The following is a 17672-nucleotide window of genomic DNA, read 5'->3' as shown; positions in this document are numbered from 1 at the left end:
CGGTAAAGATCGGTCAACGGTCCAACAGTTGGTTGATGCGCTCGCGGGCCAGCACGACCATGTTCGTGCCCTGGCGCTCGATCAGCGAACGCTGCTCCAGCTGCCGCTCATCCAGCCGCAGGCGGCCGGTAACGACGAAGAAGGCCGAGTCCACCGACGCGCGGCCGGCGGTGATCTGCACGGTGGCGGGCAGCAAAGGCGTGGCGTCGGCGGTGTTCTGCAGCGGCTGGGCCTTGCGGGCCTGCACCAGGCGCTCGGCGGAGGCGAGGTCGTTGCCATCGAACAGGGCGTAGATGACCTCGCGTGGCGCGGTGTTCAGGTTGACCGGCGTGAGCTTGGGCAGCAGCACGACATAGGGCTGCAGGCGTGCCAGCGTGGCAGCGTCCAGCCCCAGCCAGGCGAGTTGGTCGAGGCCGGCGGGCTGGAGGGGGCCGCTGTCGTTGGGGGCCGCGCCGCTGGCCGGCCCGCTGGCGCCGCTGGCCGGCGCCGGGAAGGCGGCGCGCAGCCCGCTGATGATGACGGCGGCCGTGCCCGGCGGCGCGTTGACCTGGCTGCACAGCCGCTCCAGCACGCGCTGCTCCAGCGGGTCCACCTGGGCGCCGGCCATCAGGGCACGCAGGTTGTAGCGGCTCTGGGCGTCTTCGATGGTGCCGGACAGGAAGGCCTCTGGGCCTTCGTCGTCGGTGGCTGCAGTGCGGTCAGCGGCCAGGAAGGTGGACAGCCGCGCCTCGGCCAGGGGCACGGCCCAGGGCTCGCCAAGGTGGTCGACGGGCTTCTGGCGGTTCGCCAGGGCGTCCTCCTTCAGGATGAGCCGCGCCCAGTCCAGCGCGCCCTGCAGGATCCAGGTGCTCTGCGCGCGGGCGCGGTCGGCGGCCTCGATCTGCACGGCGCGGTATTGCTGCCAGACCATGCCGGCCGCCAGGCTGGCGATCAGCGTGACGATGATCATGGCGGTCAGCAGAGCGGCGCCGCGTTCATGCCGGCGGACTGTCATCGGACAGTAACCTCCAGCTCGCGCGTCAGCGTGCCAAGCAGGCCGCTGCCTTCGGCGAACTGCATGGCGATGCGCAGGCCGGCCGGTGTCTGGCTGGAAGCCTTGGGGTTGACCGGGCCGGCGTTGGTCTGCGCCGTGCCACCGGTGGACTGGCAGTTGCTCCAGGCGTTGCCCCAGAAGCAATAGAACTGCCAGCCGGCCACGCCGTCGAAGGCCCGCAGCGCCGGGTTGCCTTGGGCCAGTTGCTGCAGGCCGCGCTGGCGCTCGTTCTCCAGGTCCTGGATGGTCCGCACGCTCGGGCTTTCCCAGCGCCACAGGCTGCTGTCACGCAGGCTCCAGACGACAATCTGCAGGCCCGTCGGCACCTGGCGCGTCAGCACGAGGTTGCCGCCGTCGAAGGCGATGGGCTGCACGCTGCTGTGGCTGTCCTGCAGCGCGCGCAGGTCGACCTCCCACTGGGCCAGCACGGTCTGCAGGCGCGCGGTCTGAGCCAGCCGCGCCTGCGCGATCTCGCGGCTCTTCACCAGCGCGTCGATGCCGCGCCAGGCCATGGCCGCCATCGTCGCCATGACGACCAGGGCGACGAGCACTTCGACGAGGGTGAAGCCGCGAACCTGGCTGGCGTCGGGCCGTCCCAAGCCGGCCAGCGCCCCCGTGGGGGGCAGCGACTGCAAGGCGCGTGGGGGCTCCAGGTTGTTCATGGCTTGCCCATGATGGTGGACAGCGTCAGCATCGGCCGGCCCTCGTCGTCGGCCACGTCGGCGTCGACGCGGCGGAACAGCGGGTTGGGCGTTGCGCCCACCTTGAGCTTGCCGCCATAGGTGCGGCCCAGTTGCTCGCAGGAGAAGGGCGACTCGCCGATGTCGGGGAACTGCTGTGTCAGCCGCAGCTCGGTCAGCATGTTCTCGGCACACCACTGCGCCGCGCTGACCTGGGCCAGCCGGTCGGCATTGTTGGCCAGCGCGCCGGCGGCCTTGATGCCTGCGCCCAGCGCAATGGCGACGATGACGAGCGCCACGAGCACCTCGATCAGCGTGAAGCCGCGCTGCGTGTTCATTGCGGGTTGATGACGTCGAAGGCCGACAAGCCGTCGGTGCCCAGCACGACGCGCTGGCTGCCCAGCTGCAGCTGCAGGCGTTGGGCCGGGATGACGGGCTCGGGCCCGAGCAGCAGGCCGGGGTTGGCGGCGCTGGCGTTCGCGATGGTCACGGCCACCGGGTCACCGAGCCAGCGCGACGGCAGTTGGATGGTGCGCGGCAGGCCCTCGAAGCGGAAGTCGTCGCCGGTCTTGATGGCCTTGGGGATCCAGCGCACGGTCAGGCCCGAGGCCCGGCTCTCGGCGCGTGCCGTCTCCAGCAGCGCCGCAAGGCGCTGGGCTTCGCGCTGCAGTTGCAGCTCGGCGGGGTCGCGCAGGGCCAGAGAAATCGTTGCGCTGGTGATGGCGATCAACGCCACCACGACGAGCAACTCAATCAGCGTGAAGCCGCGCGGCTTACTGCCAGGAGCCGATGTCCGCGTCATTGCCCTCGCCGCCGGCGCGGCCGTCGGCGCCGAAGCTGTAGACATCGATCTCGCCCTTCACGCCCGGGTTGGCGTACTGGTAAGGATTGCCCCAGGCGTCGATGGGCAGCTTGTCGATGTAGGGTTTCCAGTTCGGCGGCGGCGTGCCGGCTGTGGGTTTGTGGACGAGGGCGTCCAGGCCCTGCTCGGCGCTGGGGTATCGCTGGTTGTCGAGCTTGTAAAGCTTGAGCGCCTGCATCAGGTTGTTGATCTCGGTACGGGCCGCGGTGACGCGGGACCCATCGAGGCGGTCCATCACGTTGGGCACGACGATGGCGGCGAGTACGCCCATGATGGCAAGCACGACCAGCAGTTCGATCAGCGTGAAGCCGCGGGCGATGGGGGAGCGACGCAGGGCAGGCATGGGGGAGCGCTTAGGCTGCAGTGAGCGGGCCATCATAATGGGCCATGCTTGCTCGATTGATGGCGTTCTGGGTGTGGCTGCTGCTCGGCGGCACGGTGGCTTACTGGGGTCTGCAGCTGTTCGCCCGGCCGCTGGCCATGCCGGCGTCGGTGCTGCCCGCCAGCGAGGTCAGGTCGGGTCCGGTCGACCTGGCTCGCTTGCTCGGCGCGGAGGCACCCGAGGCTGCGGCCGAGCCCGAACTGGCGCCGTCCACGCGGTTGCGTCTGGTTGGCGTCGTGGCGCCCAAGAGTGCCAAGGCCGCTGAAGCTGGCGAGGGCGTTGCATTGATCGAGGTGGATGGCGTGACGCGCACGGTGCGCGTCGGGGCTGTCGTCGATGGCGAGTTACGCCTGCTGCGCGTGGATGCGCGCAGTGCCGGCCTGGGCCGGGTGGGCCAGGCGCCCACGCAGGTGCTGCAGATGAGCCCGCCGGTGGCGCCCGCAACGGGCTCGCTGATGGCGGCGGCGCCGTCACCCGTGGTCCTGGGTGGCAACCCGCCGGGAACGATGGCGCAGATGCCCCAAATGCCACCGCCCCCCGCTGCCGCGCCGCCCGCCTATGGCCTGCCGCTGGCCGCATCGGGCCCCGGCCCGCGCGGCCAGCCTCGCTGAGGTTCAGGCGCCCAGCGTGGGCACGTGGGCACCAGGTTCCGGCCTGATAGCCAGGCGCGCCTCGGCCACCTCGTGCAGGTCGGTCAGCAGCGCTGCCGCCGAGCGGATCATGGGCCAGGCCAGTGCCGCGCCGGTGCCGTCGGCGCTGTCCATGCCCAGTTCCAGCAGCGCCGAGGCGTGGAAGAGGGCCAGGGCTTCGTCCAGGCCGCGGTGCACGTGACTGCGGCAGAACACGGCGTAGTCGGTCACCGGCGCGCAGATCAGTGACGCGAGCTTGAGCGCGGCGCAGGCGGCGATACCGTCAACGATGATGAGGCTGCGCTTGCTGGCCGCCACCAGCATGGCACCCACCATGACGGCCAGCTCATGGCCACCAAAGGCCGCCAGCAGGTCCATCGGGTCCTTGGCATCGCGGTGGCGCGCCTGGGCGCCGTGCAACACGTCGAGCAGGTGGATGAGGTCGTCCTGACGCATCGTCGGGCCGGAGACGACGAAGTCCCGCACCGGCTGATCGGCGAGGCGCGACAGCACCAGGGCCGCGCATTCCGCCGAGCCCTGACCCATGGCCGCACAGGCCAGCACGTTGCCGGGCAGGTTGTCGGCGATCTCCATGCCGACGCGCACGCCGGCGTGGGCCTGCTCCACGCTCATGGCCAGCGCCGTGCGTGCATTGCGCGTGCCGTGAGCGACCTTGCGCGCCAGCAGCCGGGCGTGGGGCGGCAGGTTGTCTGCCACGCCGCAGTCGACGACGGTGAGGTGCAGGCCTTGCAGCCGGGCAAAGACTGACACGGGCAGCTGTGCGTGCAGCGCCATCTGCACCTGGTCCTTGGTGGCCCGGCCCCACTGGGCGCCGACCCCGTCGACGACGATGCCGTGGTCGGATGCAAACAGGCCCAGCACGGGGTCGCGGAAGCGCGGCGTCAGGCTGTTCTGCACGAGCCCCAGGCGAACGGCCAGGGGCTCCAGTTCGCCCAGGCCGCCGGCAATGGCCGAGCGGCGGTCGACGCGGTCGCGCAGCGCTTTTTCAAGCTCTGGATTGGCTGTGGGGGAAATCAGCGACTGTTGGGCGACGGTCATGGCGCAGGCGTTGTCATACCCCCGGATTTCAACTCAACCCAGGAACAAGCGGTAGGCCGGGTTCGTTGTTTCATCCTCGAATGGGTAATTCAACCCTCCGAGGAATTCCCTTAGCGCGGCGGCGTCGCCCTTGGGCACCTGGATGCCGACGAGGATGCGGCCGTAGTCCGCGCCCTGGTTGCGGTAGTGGAAGAGGCTGATGTTCCAGTCCGGGTGCATGCTGGACAGGAACTTCATCAACGCGCCCGGCCGCTCCGGGAACAGGAAGCGGTACAGCCGCTCGTCGCGCGCCAACTCGCTGCGCCCGCCCACCATGTGGCGGATATGCTGCTTGGCGAGCTCGTCGTTGGTCAGGTCCAGCGTCTCGAAGCCCGCCTTCGTGAAGGTGCGGGCCAGCTTGGCGGCGTCGTCCGGCTTGGAGATCGCGATGCCGACGAAGATGTGGGCCACGTCGGCATCGGCGATGCGGTAGTTGAACTCGGTGACGCTGCGCGGCCCGAGCAGTTCGCAGAAGCGCTTGAAGCTGCCGCGCGCCTCGGGGATGGTGATGGCAAACAGCGCCTCGCGATGCTCGCCCACCTCGGCCCGCTCGGCGACGAAGCGCAGGCGGTCGAAGTTCATGTTGGCGCCGCAGGTGATGGCGATCAAGGTCTGACCCTTGGCGCCGGACGTCGCCGCGTATTGCTTGACGGCGGCGACGCTCATCGCGCCTGAGGGTTCCAGGATGGAGCGCGTGTCCTCGAAGACGTCCTTGATCGCTGCGCAGACGGCGTCCGTGTCGACGACGATGTAGTCGTCCACCAGCTCGCGGGCGATGCGAAAAGTCTCCTCGCCGACCAGCTTCACGGCCGTGCCGTCGGCGAACAAGCCGACATCGGCGAGCGTCACGCGCTTGCCGGCCTTGACCGAGCGCAGCATCGCGTCGGAATCGGTGGTCTGCACGCCGATGATCTTGATGTCGGGCCGCAGCGCTTTCACATAGGCGGCGACGCCCGAGATCAGGCCGCCGCCGCCGATGGCGACGAAGATGGCGTCGATGGGGCCGGGATGCTGGCGCAGCAGCTCCATCGCGATGGTGCCCTGGCCGGCGATGACGTCGGGGTCGTCAAAGGGGTGCACGAACGACAGGTTTTGCGCCTTCTCCAGCTCCAGCGCGCGTCCGTAGGCGTCGGTGAAGCTTTCGCCGTGCAGCACGACCTCGCCGCCCAGCGCCTTGACAGCGTCAATCTTGAGCTGAGGTGTCGTCACGGGCATGACGATGACGGCGCGGCAACCCAGCTTCTTGGCCGACAGCGCCACTCCCTGGGCGTGATTGCCGGCCGAGGCGCAGATGACGCCGGCAGCGCGCTGCTCGGGCGTCAGATGCGCCATCTTGTTGTAGGCGCCGCGCAGCTTGAAGCTGAAGACATCCTGCTCGTCCTCGCGCTTGAGCCAGACCTTGTTGGACAGGCGTTTGGACAGCTTGGTGGCCGCGGTGAGCGCGGTCTCGCGGGCGACCTCGTAGACCCGGGCGTTCAGGATGCGCTGCAGATAGCTGCTGCCGGGCGGCAGCATCGCGGGCACCTGGGTTGCGGGTGCTTTGCGGCGCGAGGGGGCGCTCATCGGGTCTCCATGGGGGCGTTGTGGCGCCGCATGATAAGAGACCCCCCGTGCGCTCTCGGCCGGACCTCGCGCCGCCTTGCGGCGCGGACGGGCGTTTTGGCGAAAGGCCGCAGGCCTGCGGTGCGCCAGCGCCGCAACGCCTCGCGCAGCGAGGCGTTGGCCAAAACGAAAGTCAAAAAAAACCCGAGCTCTTGCAAGCTCGGGTTGAATCCACCATGGAGGCGGTGGAGGAGACAATCGGTGCGAAAGCGTTTTCGCGTGCTTGCAGTTTAGCGTCCAGTTATGCTGCGGTGCAATATTTTTCTGTGAACAAATTGGAGTTCGCTCCCTAGATGACGATGGAATGCACAGTCAGTTGGCTGGGTCCCGAGGGCCCGAGTGGCATGAGCTTCGTTGCCGAGACCGGCAGCGGCCATGTGTTGTCCATGGACGGCGCCCCCGATGGCGGTGGCCGCAACCTGGCGCCCCGGCCCATGGAAACCGTGCTGGCCGGCACGGGCGGCTGCACGGCCTATGACGTCGTCCTCATCCTGAAGCGGGGCCGCCACGACGTGCGCGGCTGCAAGGTCGTGCTGAAGGCGGAGCGCGCGACCAGCGACCCCAAGGTCTTCACGGCCATCCACTTCCACTTCGTCGTCAGCGGCAAGGGTCTGAAGCCCGAGATCGTCGAGCGCGCCGTCACGCTGTCGCACGAAAAATATTGCTCGGCGACGGCCATGCTGGCCAAGACCTCGGCGATCAGCACGTCCTTCGAAGTCGTCGAGGGCTGAGTCAGACGCGATGAGCCACGGTCGTCATGACCCTGGCCGCCGCTCGCATCAGGCTGCGCACGGGCGCCGGCAAGGGCAGGGCGCCGGCAGCAAGAGCAGCGTCGGCGTGCTCGGCCTCCTCGCGCTTCATCTGCTCGACGATGGCTCGCGATGCGGTGTCGCCTTCGGGCAACCGGTCCAGATGCGAGGCCAGATGCGCTTCGACCTGGCGCTCGGTCTCGACGACAAAGCCCAGGCTGCGGCGGTCGCCCGCCAGTCCGGCGAGGCTGCCGCAGGCGAAGGCACCGGCCCACCAAAGAGGTGCCAGATGGCTGGTGTGCGTGCCGAGATCGGCGACGCGCTCGGCCGTCCAGGCCAGGTGATCCAGCTCCTCCTCGGCCGCCTGCTCGAAATGCCGGCGCAACTCATCACTGCGGCCGAACAGCGCCTGCGATTGATAGAGGGCCTGGGCGCAGATTTCCCCGACGTGGTTGACCCGCATCAATGCACCGGCTTCCCGCGCCTCGGCGGCGCTCAGCGCGGCTGAGGCCAAACCTGCGGCGGGCGAGGGGCGTGCGGCGCGTGTCGGCGCGAAGACCGTTCGCAGGCCGGAATCGAGCGCGCCAAGCAGGCGATCGCCAAAGCTGATGGCGCGAAAGGATGCAGGGCCTGTTTGCGAATGCATGCAGTTAACGTCTATTGATATGAAGATTTCGTGACAAGGTCGGTCGTTGTGGTCGGGCAACGGCAACACACAATTCCACATCCGTAAATTCCCGAATCGGCCAAACCTGTAGTGGAATACGCGCACTTCCTCACAGGAGGTAAGCCGCCGCGCCGTCTCGGTCGGCGGCTCGGATGAATATCTAGGAGTATCGAATGAAGAAAGCTCTGATTGCCTTGGCCGTCCTCGGTCTGACCGGCGGCGCTGCTGTTGCGCAATCCTCTGTCACGCTGTTCGGTGTCATGGACGCCGACCTCCGCTACACCAAGTCCAGCGGCCAAACGCTGAAGAAGCTTGACTCCAGCGGTCTGAACACCAGTCGTCTCGGCGTGCGCGGCACGGAAGACCTGGGCGGCGGCCTCAAGGCCGGTTTCTGGCTGGAATCCGAAGTCGGTGTCGACACCGGCGTTGCCGGCGGCGGCGGTGCCTTCTGGGGCCGTCGTGCCACCGTGAGCCTGTCTGGCGACTTCGGCGAAGTGCGCCTGGGCCGCAACAAGACGGCCTCGCGTCTGCACATCGAAGAGTTCGACCCCTATGCCTTCACGGGCCTGGGCAGCGTCGGCGCCCTCTACAGCAACCTGGGCAGCGGCAACAGCACGGCCATCGGTCGCGCCGACAACCTGGCTTCCTACTCGCTGCCGAATGATCTGGGTGGCTTCTACGGTGGCGTGGACGTTGCCGCCGGCGAAGGCGGCAGCAACAACAAGCACGAGTCGGCTCGCCTGGGCTACAAGGCCGGCCCCCTGCACGTGTCCGGCACGTACGCCAACGCTACCGGCGTGGCTGGCAAGTACAAGCTGACCTCGGTCGGCATGTCCTACGACCTGGTCTTCGCCAAGCCGTCGTTTATCTACTCTGAAGGCAAATACAACGCCCTCAAGCAGACCATCTACACGGTTGCCGTGACTGTGCCCCTGGGCCAAGGCCAGATCAACGCTTCCTACACGGATGCCAAGGCCAACGGCGCGGCCGAAGCCCTGAGCGGCGTGGGTGATGCCAAGCTGTTCGCGATCGGCTACATCTACAACCTGTCCAAGCGCACCGCGCTGTACACGACCTACGGCCAGATCGACAACAACGGCCTGGGTCGCTTCGCCGTGTCGGGTTCCCCGGCCGTGGCCAACGGCCAGAAGTCCAGCGGCTTCGACGTCGGCGTCCGCCACAGCTTCTGATTTCTTGGGGCGGCTTCTCAGTCGCTGCCGATCAGACAAGCCGCCTTCGGGCGGCTTTTTTGTTGCCTGCCCACGATTGGGGCGCGGGGAACCGATGTGGGCAAGGAACAACAGGCATAGCGCCCCGACGCAGTGCTTCGCTGAGAATAAGACGGTTCACTTTTCTTCGCAGGAGACAACCTTGATGAAAAAAGCTACTTTGGCCCTCGCCATTCTGGCCGCCAGCACTTCCGCCGCCTGGGCCCAGTCCAGCGTCACCCTGTACGGCATCGTGGACGCAGCTGCGCGTTACACCACGAATTCCAACGCGGGCCAGTCCGACAAGCAACTCATCCCGGGTGGCATGTCGCAAAGCCGTCTCGGTGTGAATGTCACCGAAGACATGGGTGGCGGCCTCAAGGCACTCGTGAACATGGAGCACCGCTTCAATTCCGACACGGGCGTGACTTCTTCGGCAACCGACTTCTGGCGCCAGGCCTGGGTTGGCCTGCAATCCAGCGATTTCGGCCAGGTCCGCCTCGGCCGTCAGTACAACATCCTGTTCGACATCTACACGTCGACGTATGCGTCCTTCCGCTACTCGCCGTACATCGAGGCTTACAAGCCTGAGATCGGCCTGTCTGCCGGCGCGCGTCAGGACAACATGGTGAAGTACCTGGGCCAATTCGGCAACGTCTATGCCGAGATCCAGGTGTCCGCCGGTGAAGGCAATTCGCAGAACAAGTCCCAAGGCGGCTTGCTGCGCTACTCGGACGGCACCTTCGGCTTCGGCGGCGCTTACCTGCAGGTGAGTGACACGGCCGGCAAGAAGGTCAAGGCCACGACGATCGGCGGCTCCTACACGGCTGGTCCGCTGTACCTGAACCTGTCCTGGGCTCAGAACAAGTTCGACACGGGCAGCCTGCTGCAAGCCGCCTACACCAGCGGCCTGATGAACGCGCAGAACGCCGTCAACGCGGCTGGCAACAGCGTCTCCAAGCGTGAAATGTGGTCGGCTGGCGTGACCTATCAACTGACGCCGCAGTTGAACCTGGGTGGCCATTACTGGTATGCAACGCAGACGCACCAAGCGTTTGCAGGCACCAGCAAGGGCGACTTCTTCGCGGCAGTCGCCGACTACGCCTTCTCCAAGCGTACCGACGCCTACCTCGAAGTGGACTACACCAAATTCAGCGGCGCCGTGGCGTTCGCGAACGGCGCGCAAAAGCGCGGCGGTGCCATGGTGGGCCTGCGTCACCGCTTCTGATCGACCAAGCGGGCCCCTCGGGGCCTGTCCGCTTATTCAACGGGCCGCGACAGCGGCCCGTTTTTCGTTGTGAGTCCGGCAAGAGCGCGTGGTGCAGGTCCCTGCCGGCAGTTGATCGCGGTGAACGAATCGGGCGGCGCTGAATCAGGCAAAAGGGGAACGTGTTGTGTACGTTCCCTTTTTTGTTTTTTCCGGCGCCCGCTTCAACGCTCAACGGACGACTTGCAAGCGAGCTCCCGTCCGCGGTGTCAATCCGGCGACGCCAAACCTGGCCTCTTCACACCGCTATCCGCTCCCCCGCCGCATCGAACCACATCGTCTTCGCCGCATCGAAGCCGAACGCGACCTTGGCCCCATCCGCCACCACCGGCTGACCCGGCAGCACGGCCGACACGGTGGTGCCGGCGCAGCCCATCCACACCACATGCTGGTTGCCCAGCGGCTCGACCAGCTGGATCTCGGCCGCGAAGGGCTGGCCGGCTTCCAGGCGCACGTTCTCGGGTCGCACGGCCAGCGTCAGTGTCTCGCCCTGCTTGCGCGAGGCCAGCGCGGCGGGCAGCGGCAGGCTGATGCCGGGCGCGACGAACAGGGCACCTTCGCCCACCTGACCTTCCACGCGGTTGATGGCCGGCGAGCCGACGAAGCCTGCCACCAGCAGGTTCTTCGGTTTCTCGTAGACCTCCGCCGGCGTGCCGATCTGCTGGATGACGCCTTGGTGCATGACGACGATGCGCGTGGCCAGCGTCATGGCCTCGACCTGATCGTGGGTCACGTAGATCATGGTGTTGCCCAGCCGCGCGTGCAGCAGCTTGAGCTCGCGGCGCAGGTCGGTGCGCAGCTTGGCGTCGAGGTTGGACAGCGGCTCGTCCAGCAGCAACACCTTGGCTTCGCGCACCACCGCGCGGCCGATGGCGACACGCTGGCGCTGGCCGCCGGAGAGCTGGCCGGGCCGGCGCTCCAGCAAGGGGCCCAGCTGCAGCATGTCTGCGGCGGCGGCAACGCGCTTTTCCAGTTCGGCCTTGGGCGTCTTGGCCATCTTGAGCGGGAAGGCGAGGTTCTCCTTCACCGTCATGGTCGGGTAGAGCGCGTAGCTCTGGAACACCATGCCCACGCCGCGCTGGCTGGGCTCGGCGTTCGTCATGTCCTGCTCGCCGATCTGGATGCTGCCGCCGCTGACGGGGTTGAGCCCGGCGATGGTGTGCAGCAGCGTGGACTTGCCGCAGCCCGAGGGGCCCAGCAGCACGAGGAACTCGCCGCTGTTGACGTCGAGGTCCAGCCCCTTGATGACGTCGTGGCTGCCGAAGCGGATGCTGAGGTCCTGGATGTGAACGCGGGTCAAGGCTGTCTCCTGTCGGGGCTGTCGTTGTTCTGAAGAATCCTGGCGAGCGTCTGCTGCGCCGTCTGGATAGGGATGTCGCGGTTCCAGAAATCGCTGACGGCACGTTCGAGCGCCGTCAGTTGTTCGGGCGCCAGCAGCATCTCGGTGTTGCCCACCAGGCGGCCGGCGTCGCGCAGCGCGGCCGCGCCTGCTTGAGCGCAGGTGTCGAGCGTGCGGGTGTCGAGGTCGGTGCGCACGGGCACCGAGCCCTTGCGGGCGCTGAAGGCCAGCTGCGTGGCCGGCGCCGTCGCCACTCGCGCGAGCAGGCGTTGGGCGGGCAGCACACTGCCGTCCTTGTCCTTCGGGAACACCAGCACGTCGCCGTCGACGATATAGGGCGAGCGCGCGCTCAGGCCCGGCGTGCAGCCGTAGTCGCGGCCCGGCTGCTGGCCGGCCTGGGCGAATTCGCCCTTGGCCCAGTCGCCCATGAAGGCCAGGCCGGCGCGGCCGCTGATGAGCAGGGCCGTCGTGTCGCTCCAGCTGCGGCCCGGCGAGGCGGCATCGACATAACGGCGCAACTTCTTGTAGCTGGCGAGCACCTGGCGCAGCGCCTCGCCCTGCAGGGCCGCCGCATCGCGGTCGCGAAACACGGCGAGATAGAGCTCGCGCCCGCCCTGGTTGGCCAGCACGGCCGAGAAGAGGTTCAGGTCCTGCCAGGGCTGGCCACCGTGGGCGAGCGGGATCAGGCCGGCCGCCTTCAGCCTGTCGAGCGTGGCGAAGAGTTCGGCCATGCTGCGCGGCTCCTGCTTCACGCCGGCCCGGGTCAGCGCCGCCTTGGAGCTCCACAGCCAGGCCGGCATGTGGACGCTCAGCGGCACGGCGTAGAAGTGGCCATCCACGCGCACGGCGTCCAGCAGCACGGCGGGCAGGGTCTCGGCCCAGCGGTCCTGGCGCGCGACGTCGTCCAGCGCGTTCAGCCGGCCCTGGCGGGCCAGTTGCCGGAACGGCTGCGACGGATTGAACTGGGCGGCCATCGGCGGGTTGCCGGCCTTGATGCGCTCCAGCACGACGGCGCGCGCCTGCTCGGAGGCGACGACGGCGATGTCGCGCCACTGGCCACCGGCGGCGCGGTAGGCGTCGGCCAGCGCATGCATGGCGGCGGTCTCGCCGGGGGACGTCCACCAATGCACCACGTCCGCCTGCGGCCCGGCCAAGGCGACGGCGGGCAACAGAGCCGTGGCGAGGGCAAAGGCGCGGAACATGCCGCCATGATTACCGACAATTAATAAACTTAATATCGTATTAACCATAAGGGTCGGCGCGACTAAAGTGTGACCCCCATGAACCTGCTGCTCGCCGAAGACGACCCCCTGCTGGCCGACGCCCTGCAGCAGCAATTGGCGAACGCCTCGTTCAAGGTCGAGTGGGCCGAGAACGGCGCCGTGGCCGAGTACCTGCTGCGCAAGCAGGACTTCGACGTCGCCATCCTCGACCTGGGCCTGCCGCTGGTGGACGGTCTCACCGTGCTCAAGCGTGTGCGCGAGGCCGGCCGCACGCTGCCCATCCTCGTGCTGACGGCGCTGGACGCGCTGGAGCACCGCGTGGCCGGGCTGCAGGCCGGTGCCGACGACTACCTGACCAAGCCCTTCGACTTCCCCGAGCTGGAGGCGCGCCTGCACGCGCTGCTGCGCCGCGGCCGGCGCAGCAGCGCCGCCCAGCAGCTGCGCGGCCTGACGCTGGACCGCGCTGCGCGCCGCGCCAGCATCGCCGGCGAGCCCGTGGACCTCAGCCCGCGCGAATGGACGCTGCTGGACCTGCTGCTGACCGAGCGCGACCGTGTCGTCACCAAGGCGCAGATCGCCGACGCCTGGGGCAGCGACGATGGCGGCTCGCTGGAGGTCTATATCCACCGCCTGCGCAAGAAGCTCGAAGGCTCGGGCCTGGCCGTGCGTACCGTGCGCGGCCTGGGCTATCTGCTCGAAGCCACCGCGTCGTGACCGCGCAAGCCGGCCGCTCGCTGCACCGGCAACTGCTGCTGTGGCTGCTGCTGCCGCAGATCGTGCTGTGGCTGGTGGCGGCGTTCGGCGCCTACCGCGTGGCCAGCCGGCATGCCGACGAGCTGGTGGACGCCAGCCTGCTGCAGGCCGCGCGCGCGCTGGCGCGGCAGATCCGGCCCACGGCCAGCGGGCTGTTCGTGGACCTGCCGCGCTCGGCGCAGGACATCCTGAGCGTCAACCCGGCCGACCCCGATGAGCGTGTTATCTACATGGTCAGCTCGCCGCCGGGGCAGTTGTTGCTGGGTGATGCGCGCATGCCACCTCCGCCCGAGGCTGGCGCGATCGGCGAACCCGTGTTCTTCGACGCCACCGTGCCCGAGCCCATGCGCGTCGTGTCGCTGGACCTGCAGCTTGCCGCCGCCGGCGCGCCGGAATCGGCTCTGCGCGTGCAGATCGCCCGCTCAAGCGCCCCGCGCGACCTGTTGGCGCGGCGCATGCTGCTTGACACTGCTCTGCCCCTGTCCCTGCTGATCGCGCTGATGAGCATGGGCGTGTGGGCCGGCATCCGCAAAGGCCTGGCGCCGCTGGCCGAGCTGCAGCAGCAGATGGAGGGCCGACGCGCCGACGCGCTGGACGCCATCGAGCTGCAGGCCGCGCCACCCGAGGTGCGGGCGCTGGCCGGCGCCGTCAACGAGCTGCTGGGCCAGGTGCAGCACAGCCTGGCCACGCAGCGCCGCTTCATCAGCGACGCGGCCCACCAGCTGCGCACGCCGCTGGCCGGGCTGAAGAGCCAGACGGAACTGGCGCTCGACGCCACCACCGACCCGGCCCTGCGCCAGCGCCTGGAGCGCGTGCGCGAGAGTGCCGTGCGCGCCGCGCGCCTCGTGTCCCAGTTGCTGACGCTGGCCCGCACCGAGCCCGAGGCCGTGGCGGCCCAGGGTTGGGCGGCGGTGGACTGTGCCCGCCTGGTGCGCGAGGTGGTGGCCGACTGGGTGCCCCGCGCGCTGGCTGCAGGTTGCGACCTGGGTGTGGAGATCGCCCACGAGGGCCTGAGCGTGCAGGGCGTGGAGGTCTTGCTGCGCGAGGCCGTCATCAACCTCATCGACAACGCCGTGCGCTATGCCGGCGCGGGCGCGACGATCACGGTGAAGCTGCGCCGTGCGGGCGACGACGTGTGGATGGACGTCGAGGACAACGGCCCGGGCCTGGCGCCCGAGTTGCGCGAGCGCGCCTTCGAGCGCTTCGTGCGCGGTTCGGCCCACGGCGAGGGCTGCGGCCTGGGCCTGGCCATTGCGCGCGAGATCGCCGAGCGCCATGGCGGCAGCGCCGAACTGCTGCCCGCCGCGCCACGCGGCTGCATCGCCAGGCTGACGCTGCCGGCGGCCTAGGCTGCCTTGCTCGCGGCTAGCGCCCGCAACCGGCCCCGTTCGCTGCGGCACCAGCCAATCAGCTCCCCGGCCGGCATGGGTCGGGCGATCAGATAGCCCTGGGCTATGTCGCAGCCCAGCTCGGCCAGCAGCCGCCAGTCCTCGACGGTCTCCACGCCCTCGGCCACTGTGCACACGCCCAGGCGCTTGCCCATGTCCAGCGAGCTGTTCAGGATGGCGCGGCGGTTGCTGCGCTCGCTGGCACCGTTGACGAAGATGCGGTCGATCTTGAGCTCGGTGAACGGGCTGCGCGACAGCGTCTGCATGGACGAATAACCGATGCCGTAGTCGTCCATCGACAGCCCGAAGCCCTTCAGGCCCAGGCGCGCCAGGTTGGCCATGGCCTGGCTGTTCATGATCATGGTCTCGGTGACCTCCCAGATCAGCGCCGCAGGCGTCGCGCCGTGCTGGGTGACGAGGTCGGTCAGCCGGTCGACGAAGCCCTGGTCCGACAGGTCGTCGGCCGACAGGTTCAGCGACAGCGTCATTGCCGGCATGGCGCGCCGCCAGTCCTGCAGATGGCGCAGTGCCTGCTCCACCATGGAGAGCGTGAAGCGCGCCATCAGCGGCGTGCCCTCGATGCGCTCGATGAAGACCTGCGGGCCCAGCAGGCCGTGCTGCGGGTGCTGCCAGCGGGCCAGCGCCTCGACCCCCTTGACCAGGCCCGTGGCGATGCTCACCTTGGGCTGCACGAAAGGAATGAACTCGCCCGCCTTCAATGCGCGGCAGATCTCGGCTTCGTCCGGCTCGAACTGCAGGCGCGGCCCGGCGCCGCCCTGGCGTGGCCGGGAGTGCTCGACCATGCGCGCCAGCGCGGCGGCCGTGACCGGCTTGGGCAGGGTGCCCAGCAGCTTCAACCGCTTCTCGCCCGCGCCCATGCTCTCCACCGTCTCCAGCAGGCGTGGGTCGCGCGCGCTGGTGACGATGAGGTTCTCCACCTGCCCGCCCTCGGCCAGGCGGCCGATCAGCTCGATGCCGTCCATGCCCGGCATGTCGATGTCGGTGATGACGAGGAAGATGCGCCGCTGCGGCTGCTGCTCCAGCATGCGCAGCGCCTCCAGGCCGTCGGCGGCCTGCAGCACCGTGCCTATCTTCAGCTCCTCTACCAGCGACACCAGATGGTTGCGCTGCACGGCGCTGTCCTCGACAACGAGGGCCACCAGCTCGCTCATGGGGTCGCCGCTCACGGAGCCTCTCCCCGCAGGCCGCCGCTGCGCGACATCTGCTGCACGATCTCGTTCGCGATGGCGCCCAGCGTCACGCTGCGCTCCACCGCGCCGCGCTTGACCGCCTCCTTGGGCATGCCGTAGACGACGCAGCTGCGCTCGTCCTGGCCCAGCGTGCGGGCGCCGGCCTGGCGCATCTCCAGCAGGCCGGCGGCGCCGTCGTCGCCCATGCCGGTCATGATGATGCCCAGGGCATTGGCGCCGGCGCAGCGGCTGACCGAGCGGAACAGCACGTCCACCGACGGCCGATGGCGGTTGACCAGCGGCCCGTCAGCCACCTCGACGAAATACTGCGCGCCGTTGCGGCGCAGGATCATGTGCTTGCCACCCGGCGCGATCAGCGCCCGCCCGGGCAGCACGCGGTCGTTGTTGGCGGCCTCCTTGACCTCGATCGCGCACAGCCCGTTGAGTCGCGCTGCAAACGCCGCCGTGAACTTCTCGGGCATGTGCTGCACGATGACGATGCCGGGGCAGACGCGGGGCAGGGCGGTCAGCACCTCCTCCAGCGCCTGCGTGCCGCCGGTGGACGTGCCGATGGCGACAACCTGCTCGGTGGTCTGCGCCATGGCGCGGCCGTCGGCGGGCGGCAGCACCGCGTCGGCCGTGAGCTTGGTGCGCGCGACCGGTGCCGCGCCCGAGGCGGCGGCGCGCGGCGCCAGCCGGCTCACGTTGGCCCCGGCTGCGGCACGCACGGCGCCCACCAGTTCGCCAGCGTTGGTCTGCAGGAACTTCTTCAGCTCCAGCTTGGGCTTGGTGACGATGGCCACGGCGCCGGCTGCCAGCGCGTCCATGGAGGTCTGCGCGCCCTTCTCGGTCAGCGTCGAGCAGATGACGACCGGCGTGGGCCGCTCGGCCATGATGTGGCGCAGGAAAGTGATGCCGTCCATGCGCGGCATCTCCACGTCCAGCACGATGACGTCGGGCCAGACCGTCTTCATGCGCTCCATCGCCAGCAGCGGGTCGGCCACGGCATGCAGCACCTCGATGCCCGGCGCGGCGTTGAGCAGGCCGGAAAGCACCTGCCGCACGACGGCCGAGTCGTCGACCACTATGACCTTGATGCTCATGCCTCCCCCCACACGCTGGTCGGCGCCTGCGTGACGTGGCGCACCCAGACCTCGCCGGTGCGGATGCTGAAGATGATCTGCCGATGGCCGTCGCCGAACAGGCTCTCGGAGACGATGGGAATGCCGTGCTGCTCCAACAGTTCGCGCGCCGCCTCGCCGTTCTTGCGGCCGACGTCGGGCAGCTTCAGCCGCGGGCCGGTCTCGAACATCGCGCCGCCGCCGAACACCTTGGCAACACAGTCGGTGGGCTCCACGCCCAGCGCGCGCAGGTCGGCCAGCATCAACGCCAGCGCCTCGTTGCCATAGCGGCCATTGAGGGCCTGGTCGACGCCGGGGCGGCCGCCGGCCAGCACGAAATGCGACATCGCGCCGATGCGTCGACCGGGCTCCCACAGCACGATGGACACGCAGGAGCCCAGCAGCGTGCGCACGCGGAACTGCTCGTTGCCGGCGAAATGCTCGCCGGGCAGCAACAAGATGTTCTGGTAGTCGGGCATCG

The 17672-nt window shown here is 68.8% G+C and carries 19 protein-coding genes; 6 read left to right on the top strand and 13 right to left on the bottom strand.

What is annotated here, in order from left to right; all coding sequences use genetic code 11:
* Window positions 1-13: 13 nt before the first annotated feature.
* The 5 genes from gspK to gspG are packed head-to-tail and all read right to left on the bottom strand — an operon-like array spanning window position 14 to window position 2918.
* Window positions 14-994 (bottom strand): type II secretion system minor pseudopilin GspK, encoded by a 981-nt coding sequence (gene gspK, locus ACXRVZ_RS03305; protein ID WP_457422691.1) that lies wholly within the window; start codon window positions 992-994, stop codon window positions 14-16.
* The gene (locus ACXRVZ_RS03300) at window positions 991-1695 is read right to left on the bottom strand and encodes a PulJ/GspJ family protein (RefSeq protein ID WP_457422689.1); all 705 of its coding nucleotides are present in this window, start codon (window positions 1693-1695) and stop codon (window positions 991-993) included. The genes gspK and ACXRVZ_RS03300 overlap by 4 nt, the downstream gene beginning before the upstream one ends.
* Window positions 1692-2051 (bottom strand): type II secretion system minor pseudopilin GspI, encoded by a 360-nt coding sequence (gene gspI, locus ACXRVZ_RS03295; RefSeq protein ID WP_457422687.1) that lies wholly within the window; start codon window positions 2049-2051, stop codon window positions 1692-1694. The genes ACXRVZ_RS03300 and gspI overlap by 4 nt, the downstream gene beginning before the upstream one ends.
* Window positions 2048-2515: a pilus assembly FimT family protein gene (locus ACXRVZ_RS03290; protein ID WP_457422684.1), complete on the bottom strand. Its 468-nt coding sequence runs from the start codon at window positions 2513-2515 to the stop codon at window positions 2048-2050. Before ACXRVZ_RS03290 ends, gspI begins: the two co-directional genes overlap by 4 nt.
* On the bottom strand, window positions 2487-2918 hold the full coding sequence (gene gspG / locus ACXRVZ_RS03285) for a type II secretion system major pseudopilin GspG (protein ID WP_457422682.1): 432 nt from the start codon (window positions 2916-2918) through the stop codon (window positions 2487-2489). The genes ACXRVZ_RS03290 and gspG overlap by 29 nt, the downstream gene beginning before the upstream one ends.
* Before the next feature lie 44 nt (window positions 2919-2962).
* Between gspG and ACXRVZ_RS03280 the strand changes: the two genes are divergently transcribed.
* The gene (locus ACXRVZ_RS03280; RefSeq protein ID WP_457422680.1) at window positions 2963-3568 is read left to right on the top strand and encodes a hypothetical protein; all 606 of its coding nucleotides are present in this window, start codon (window positions 2963-2965) and stop codon (window positions 3566-3568) included.
* Window positions 3569-3571: 3 nt separating this feature from the next.
* On the opposite strand, the gene ACXRVZ_RS03275 is transcribed toward ACXRVZ_RS03280, so the two are convergent.
* Together ACXRVZ_RS03275 and ilvA are read right to left on the bottom strand one after the other, a co-directional pair.
* A complete protein-coding gene (locus tag ACXRVZ_RS03275) occupies window positions 3572-4645 on the bottom strand; it encodes a nicotinate-nucleotide--dimethylbenzimidazole phosphoribosyltransferase (protein ID WP_457422678.1) in 1074 nt (357 codons plus the stop codon).
* A 33-nt stretch (window positions 4646-4678) separates the two neighbouring features.
* Entirely contained in the window at window positions 4679-6247 is a 1569-nt protein-coding gene (gene ilvA / locus ACXRVZ_RS03270) for a threonine ammonia-lyase, biosynthetic (protein WP_458232182.1), read from the bottom strand.
* 338 nt (window positions 6248-6585) lie between these two features.
* Here ilvA and ACXRVZ_RS03265 point away from each other — a divergent pair, with 338 nt between their 5' ends.
* Complete coding sequence (locus ACXRVZ_RS03265) at window positions 6586-7017, top strand: OsmC family protein (RefSeq protein ID WP_457422717.1); 432 nt, start codon at window positions 6586-6588, stop codon at window positions 7015-7017.
* A gap of 1 nt (window position 7018) precedes the next feature.
* Here the strand turns inward: ACXRVZ_RS03265 and coq7 are convergent, their stop codons facing one another.
* A complete protein-coding gene (coq7, locus tag ACXRVZ_RS03260; RefSeq protein WP_457422715.1) occupies window positions 7019-7681 on the bottom strand; it encodes a 2-polyprenyl-3-methyl-6-methoxy-1,4-benzoquinone monooxygenase in 663 nt (220 codons plus the stop codon).
* A gap of 194 nt (window positions 7682-7875) precedes the next feature.
* Here coq7 and ACXRVZ_RS03255 point away from each other — a divergent pair, with 194 nt between their 5' ends.
* Together ACXRVZ_RS03255 and ACXRVZ_RS03250 are read left to right on the top strand one after the other, a co-directional pair.
* Window positions 7876-8892: a porin gene (locus ACXRVZ_RS03255; protein ID WP_457422674.1), complete on the top strand. Its 1017-nt coding sequence runs from the start codon at window positions 7876-7878 to the stop codon at window positions 8890-8892.
* A gap of 184 nt (window positions 8893-9076) precedes the next feature.
* Window positions 9077-10138, top strand: coding sequence for a porin (locus ACXRVZ_RS03250; protein ID WP_457422672.1), 1062 nt, complete (start codon window positions 9077-9079; stop codon window positions 10136-10138).
* 277 nt (window positions 10139-10415) lie between these two features.
* Here the strand turns inward: ACXRVZ_RS03250 and ACXRVZ_RS03245 are convergent, their stop codons facing one another.
* Window positions 10416-11477: an ABC transporter ATP-binding protein gene (locus tag ACXRVZ_RS03245; RefSeq protein WP_457422670.1), complete on the bottom strand. Its 1062-nt coding sequence runs from the start codon at window positions 11475-11477 to the stop codon at window positions 10416-10418.
* Window positions 11474-12718 carry an ABC transporter substrate-binding protein gene (locus ACXRVZ_RS03240; RefSeq protein ID WP_457422668.1) on the bottom strand — a complete coding sequence of 415 codons (1245 nt, stop codon included), beginning with the start codon at window positions 12716-12718 and terminating at the stop codon, window positions 11474-11476. Before ACXRVZ_RS03240 ends, ACXRVZ_RS03245 begins: the two co-directional genes overlap by 4 nt.
* 78 nt (window positions 12719-12796) lie before the next feature.
* Here ACXRVZ_RS03240 and ACXRVZ_RS03235 point away from each other — a divergent pair, with 78 nt between their 5' ends.
* Together ACXRVZ_RS03235 and ACXRVZ_RS03230 are read left to right on the top strand one after the other, a co-directional pair.
* Window positions 12797-13453, top strand: coding sequence for a response regulator transcription factor (locus ACXRVZ_RS03235; protein WP_457422666.1), 657 nt, complete (start codon window positions 12797-12799; stop codon window positions 13451-13453).
* Window positions 13450-14841 carry a sensor histidine kinase gene (locus tag ACXRVZ_RS03230; protein WP_457422664.1) on the top strand — a complete coding sequence of 464 codons (1392 nt, stop codon included), beginning with the start codon at window positions 13450-13452 and terminating at the stop codon, window positions 14839-14841. The genes ACXRVZ_RS03235 and ACXRVZ_RS03230 overlap by 4 nt, the downstream gene beginning before the upstream one ends.
* On the opposite strand, the gene ACXRVZ_RS03225 is transcribed toward ACXRVZ_RS03230, so the two are convergent.
* The 3 genes from ACXRVZ_RS03225 to ACXRVZ_RS03215 are packed head-to-tail and all read right to left on the bottom strand — an operon-like array spanning window position 14838 to window position 17670.
* The gene (locus ACXRVZ_RS03225; protein WP_457422662.1) at window positions 14838-16067 is read right to left on the bottom strand and encodes an EAL domain-containing response regulator; all 1230 of its coding nucleotides are present in this window, start codon (window positions 16065-16067) and stop codon (window positions 14838-14840) included. The genes ACXRVZ_RS03230 and ACXRVZ_RS03225 overlap by 4 nt on opposite strands.
* A complete protein-coding gene (locus ACXRVZ_RS03220; RefSeq protein ID WP_457422660.1) occupies window positions 16064-17173 on the bottom strand; it encodes a protein-glutamate methylesterase/protein-glutamine glutaminase in 1110 nt (369 codons plus the stop codon). The genes ACXRVZ_RS03225 and ACXRVZ_RS03220 overlap by 4 nt, the downstream gene beginning before the upstream one ends.
* On the bottom strand, window positions 17170-17670 hold the full coding sequence (locus ACXRVZ_RS03215; protein ID WP_457422658.1) for a chemotaxis protein CheD: 501 nt from the start codon (window positions 17668-17670) through the stop codon (window positions 17170-17172). Before ACXRVZ_RS03215 ends, ACXRVZ_RS03220 begins: the two co-directional genes overlap by 4 nt.
* Between the last annotated feature and the right edge of the window lie 2 nt (window positions 17671-17672).

This window comes from Roseateles sp. P5_E8 (assembly GCF_054177665.1).
Note: the sequence above shows the minus strand (reverse complement) of the source record. Positions and strands in the feature narration are given on the sequence as shown.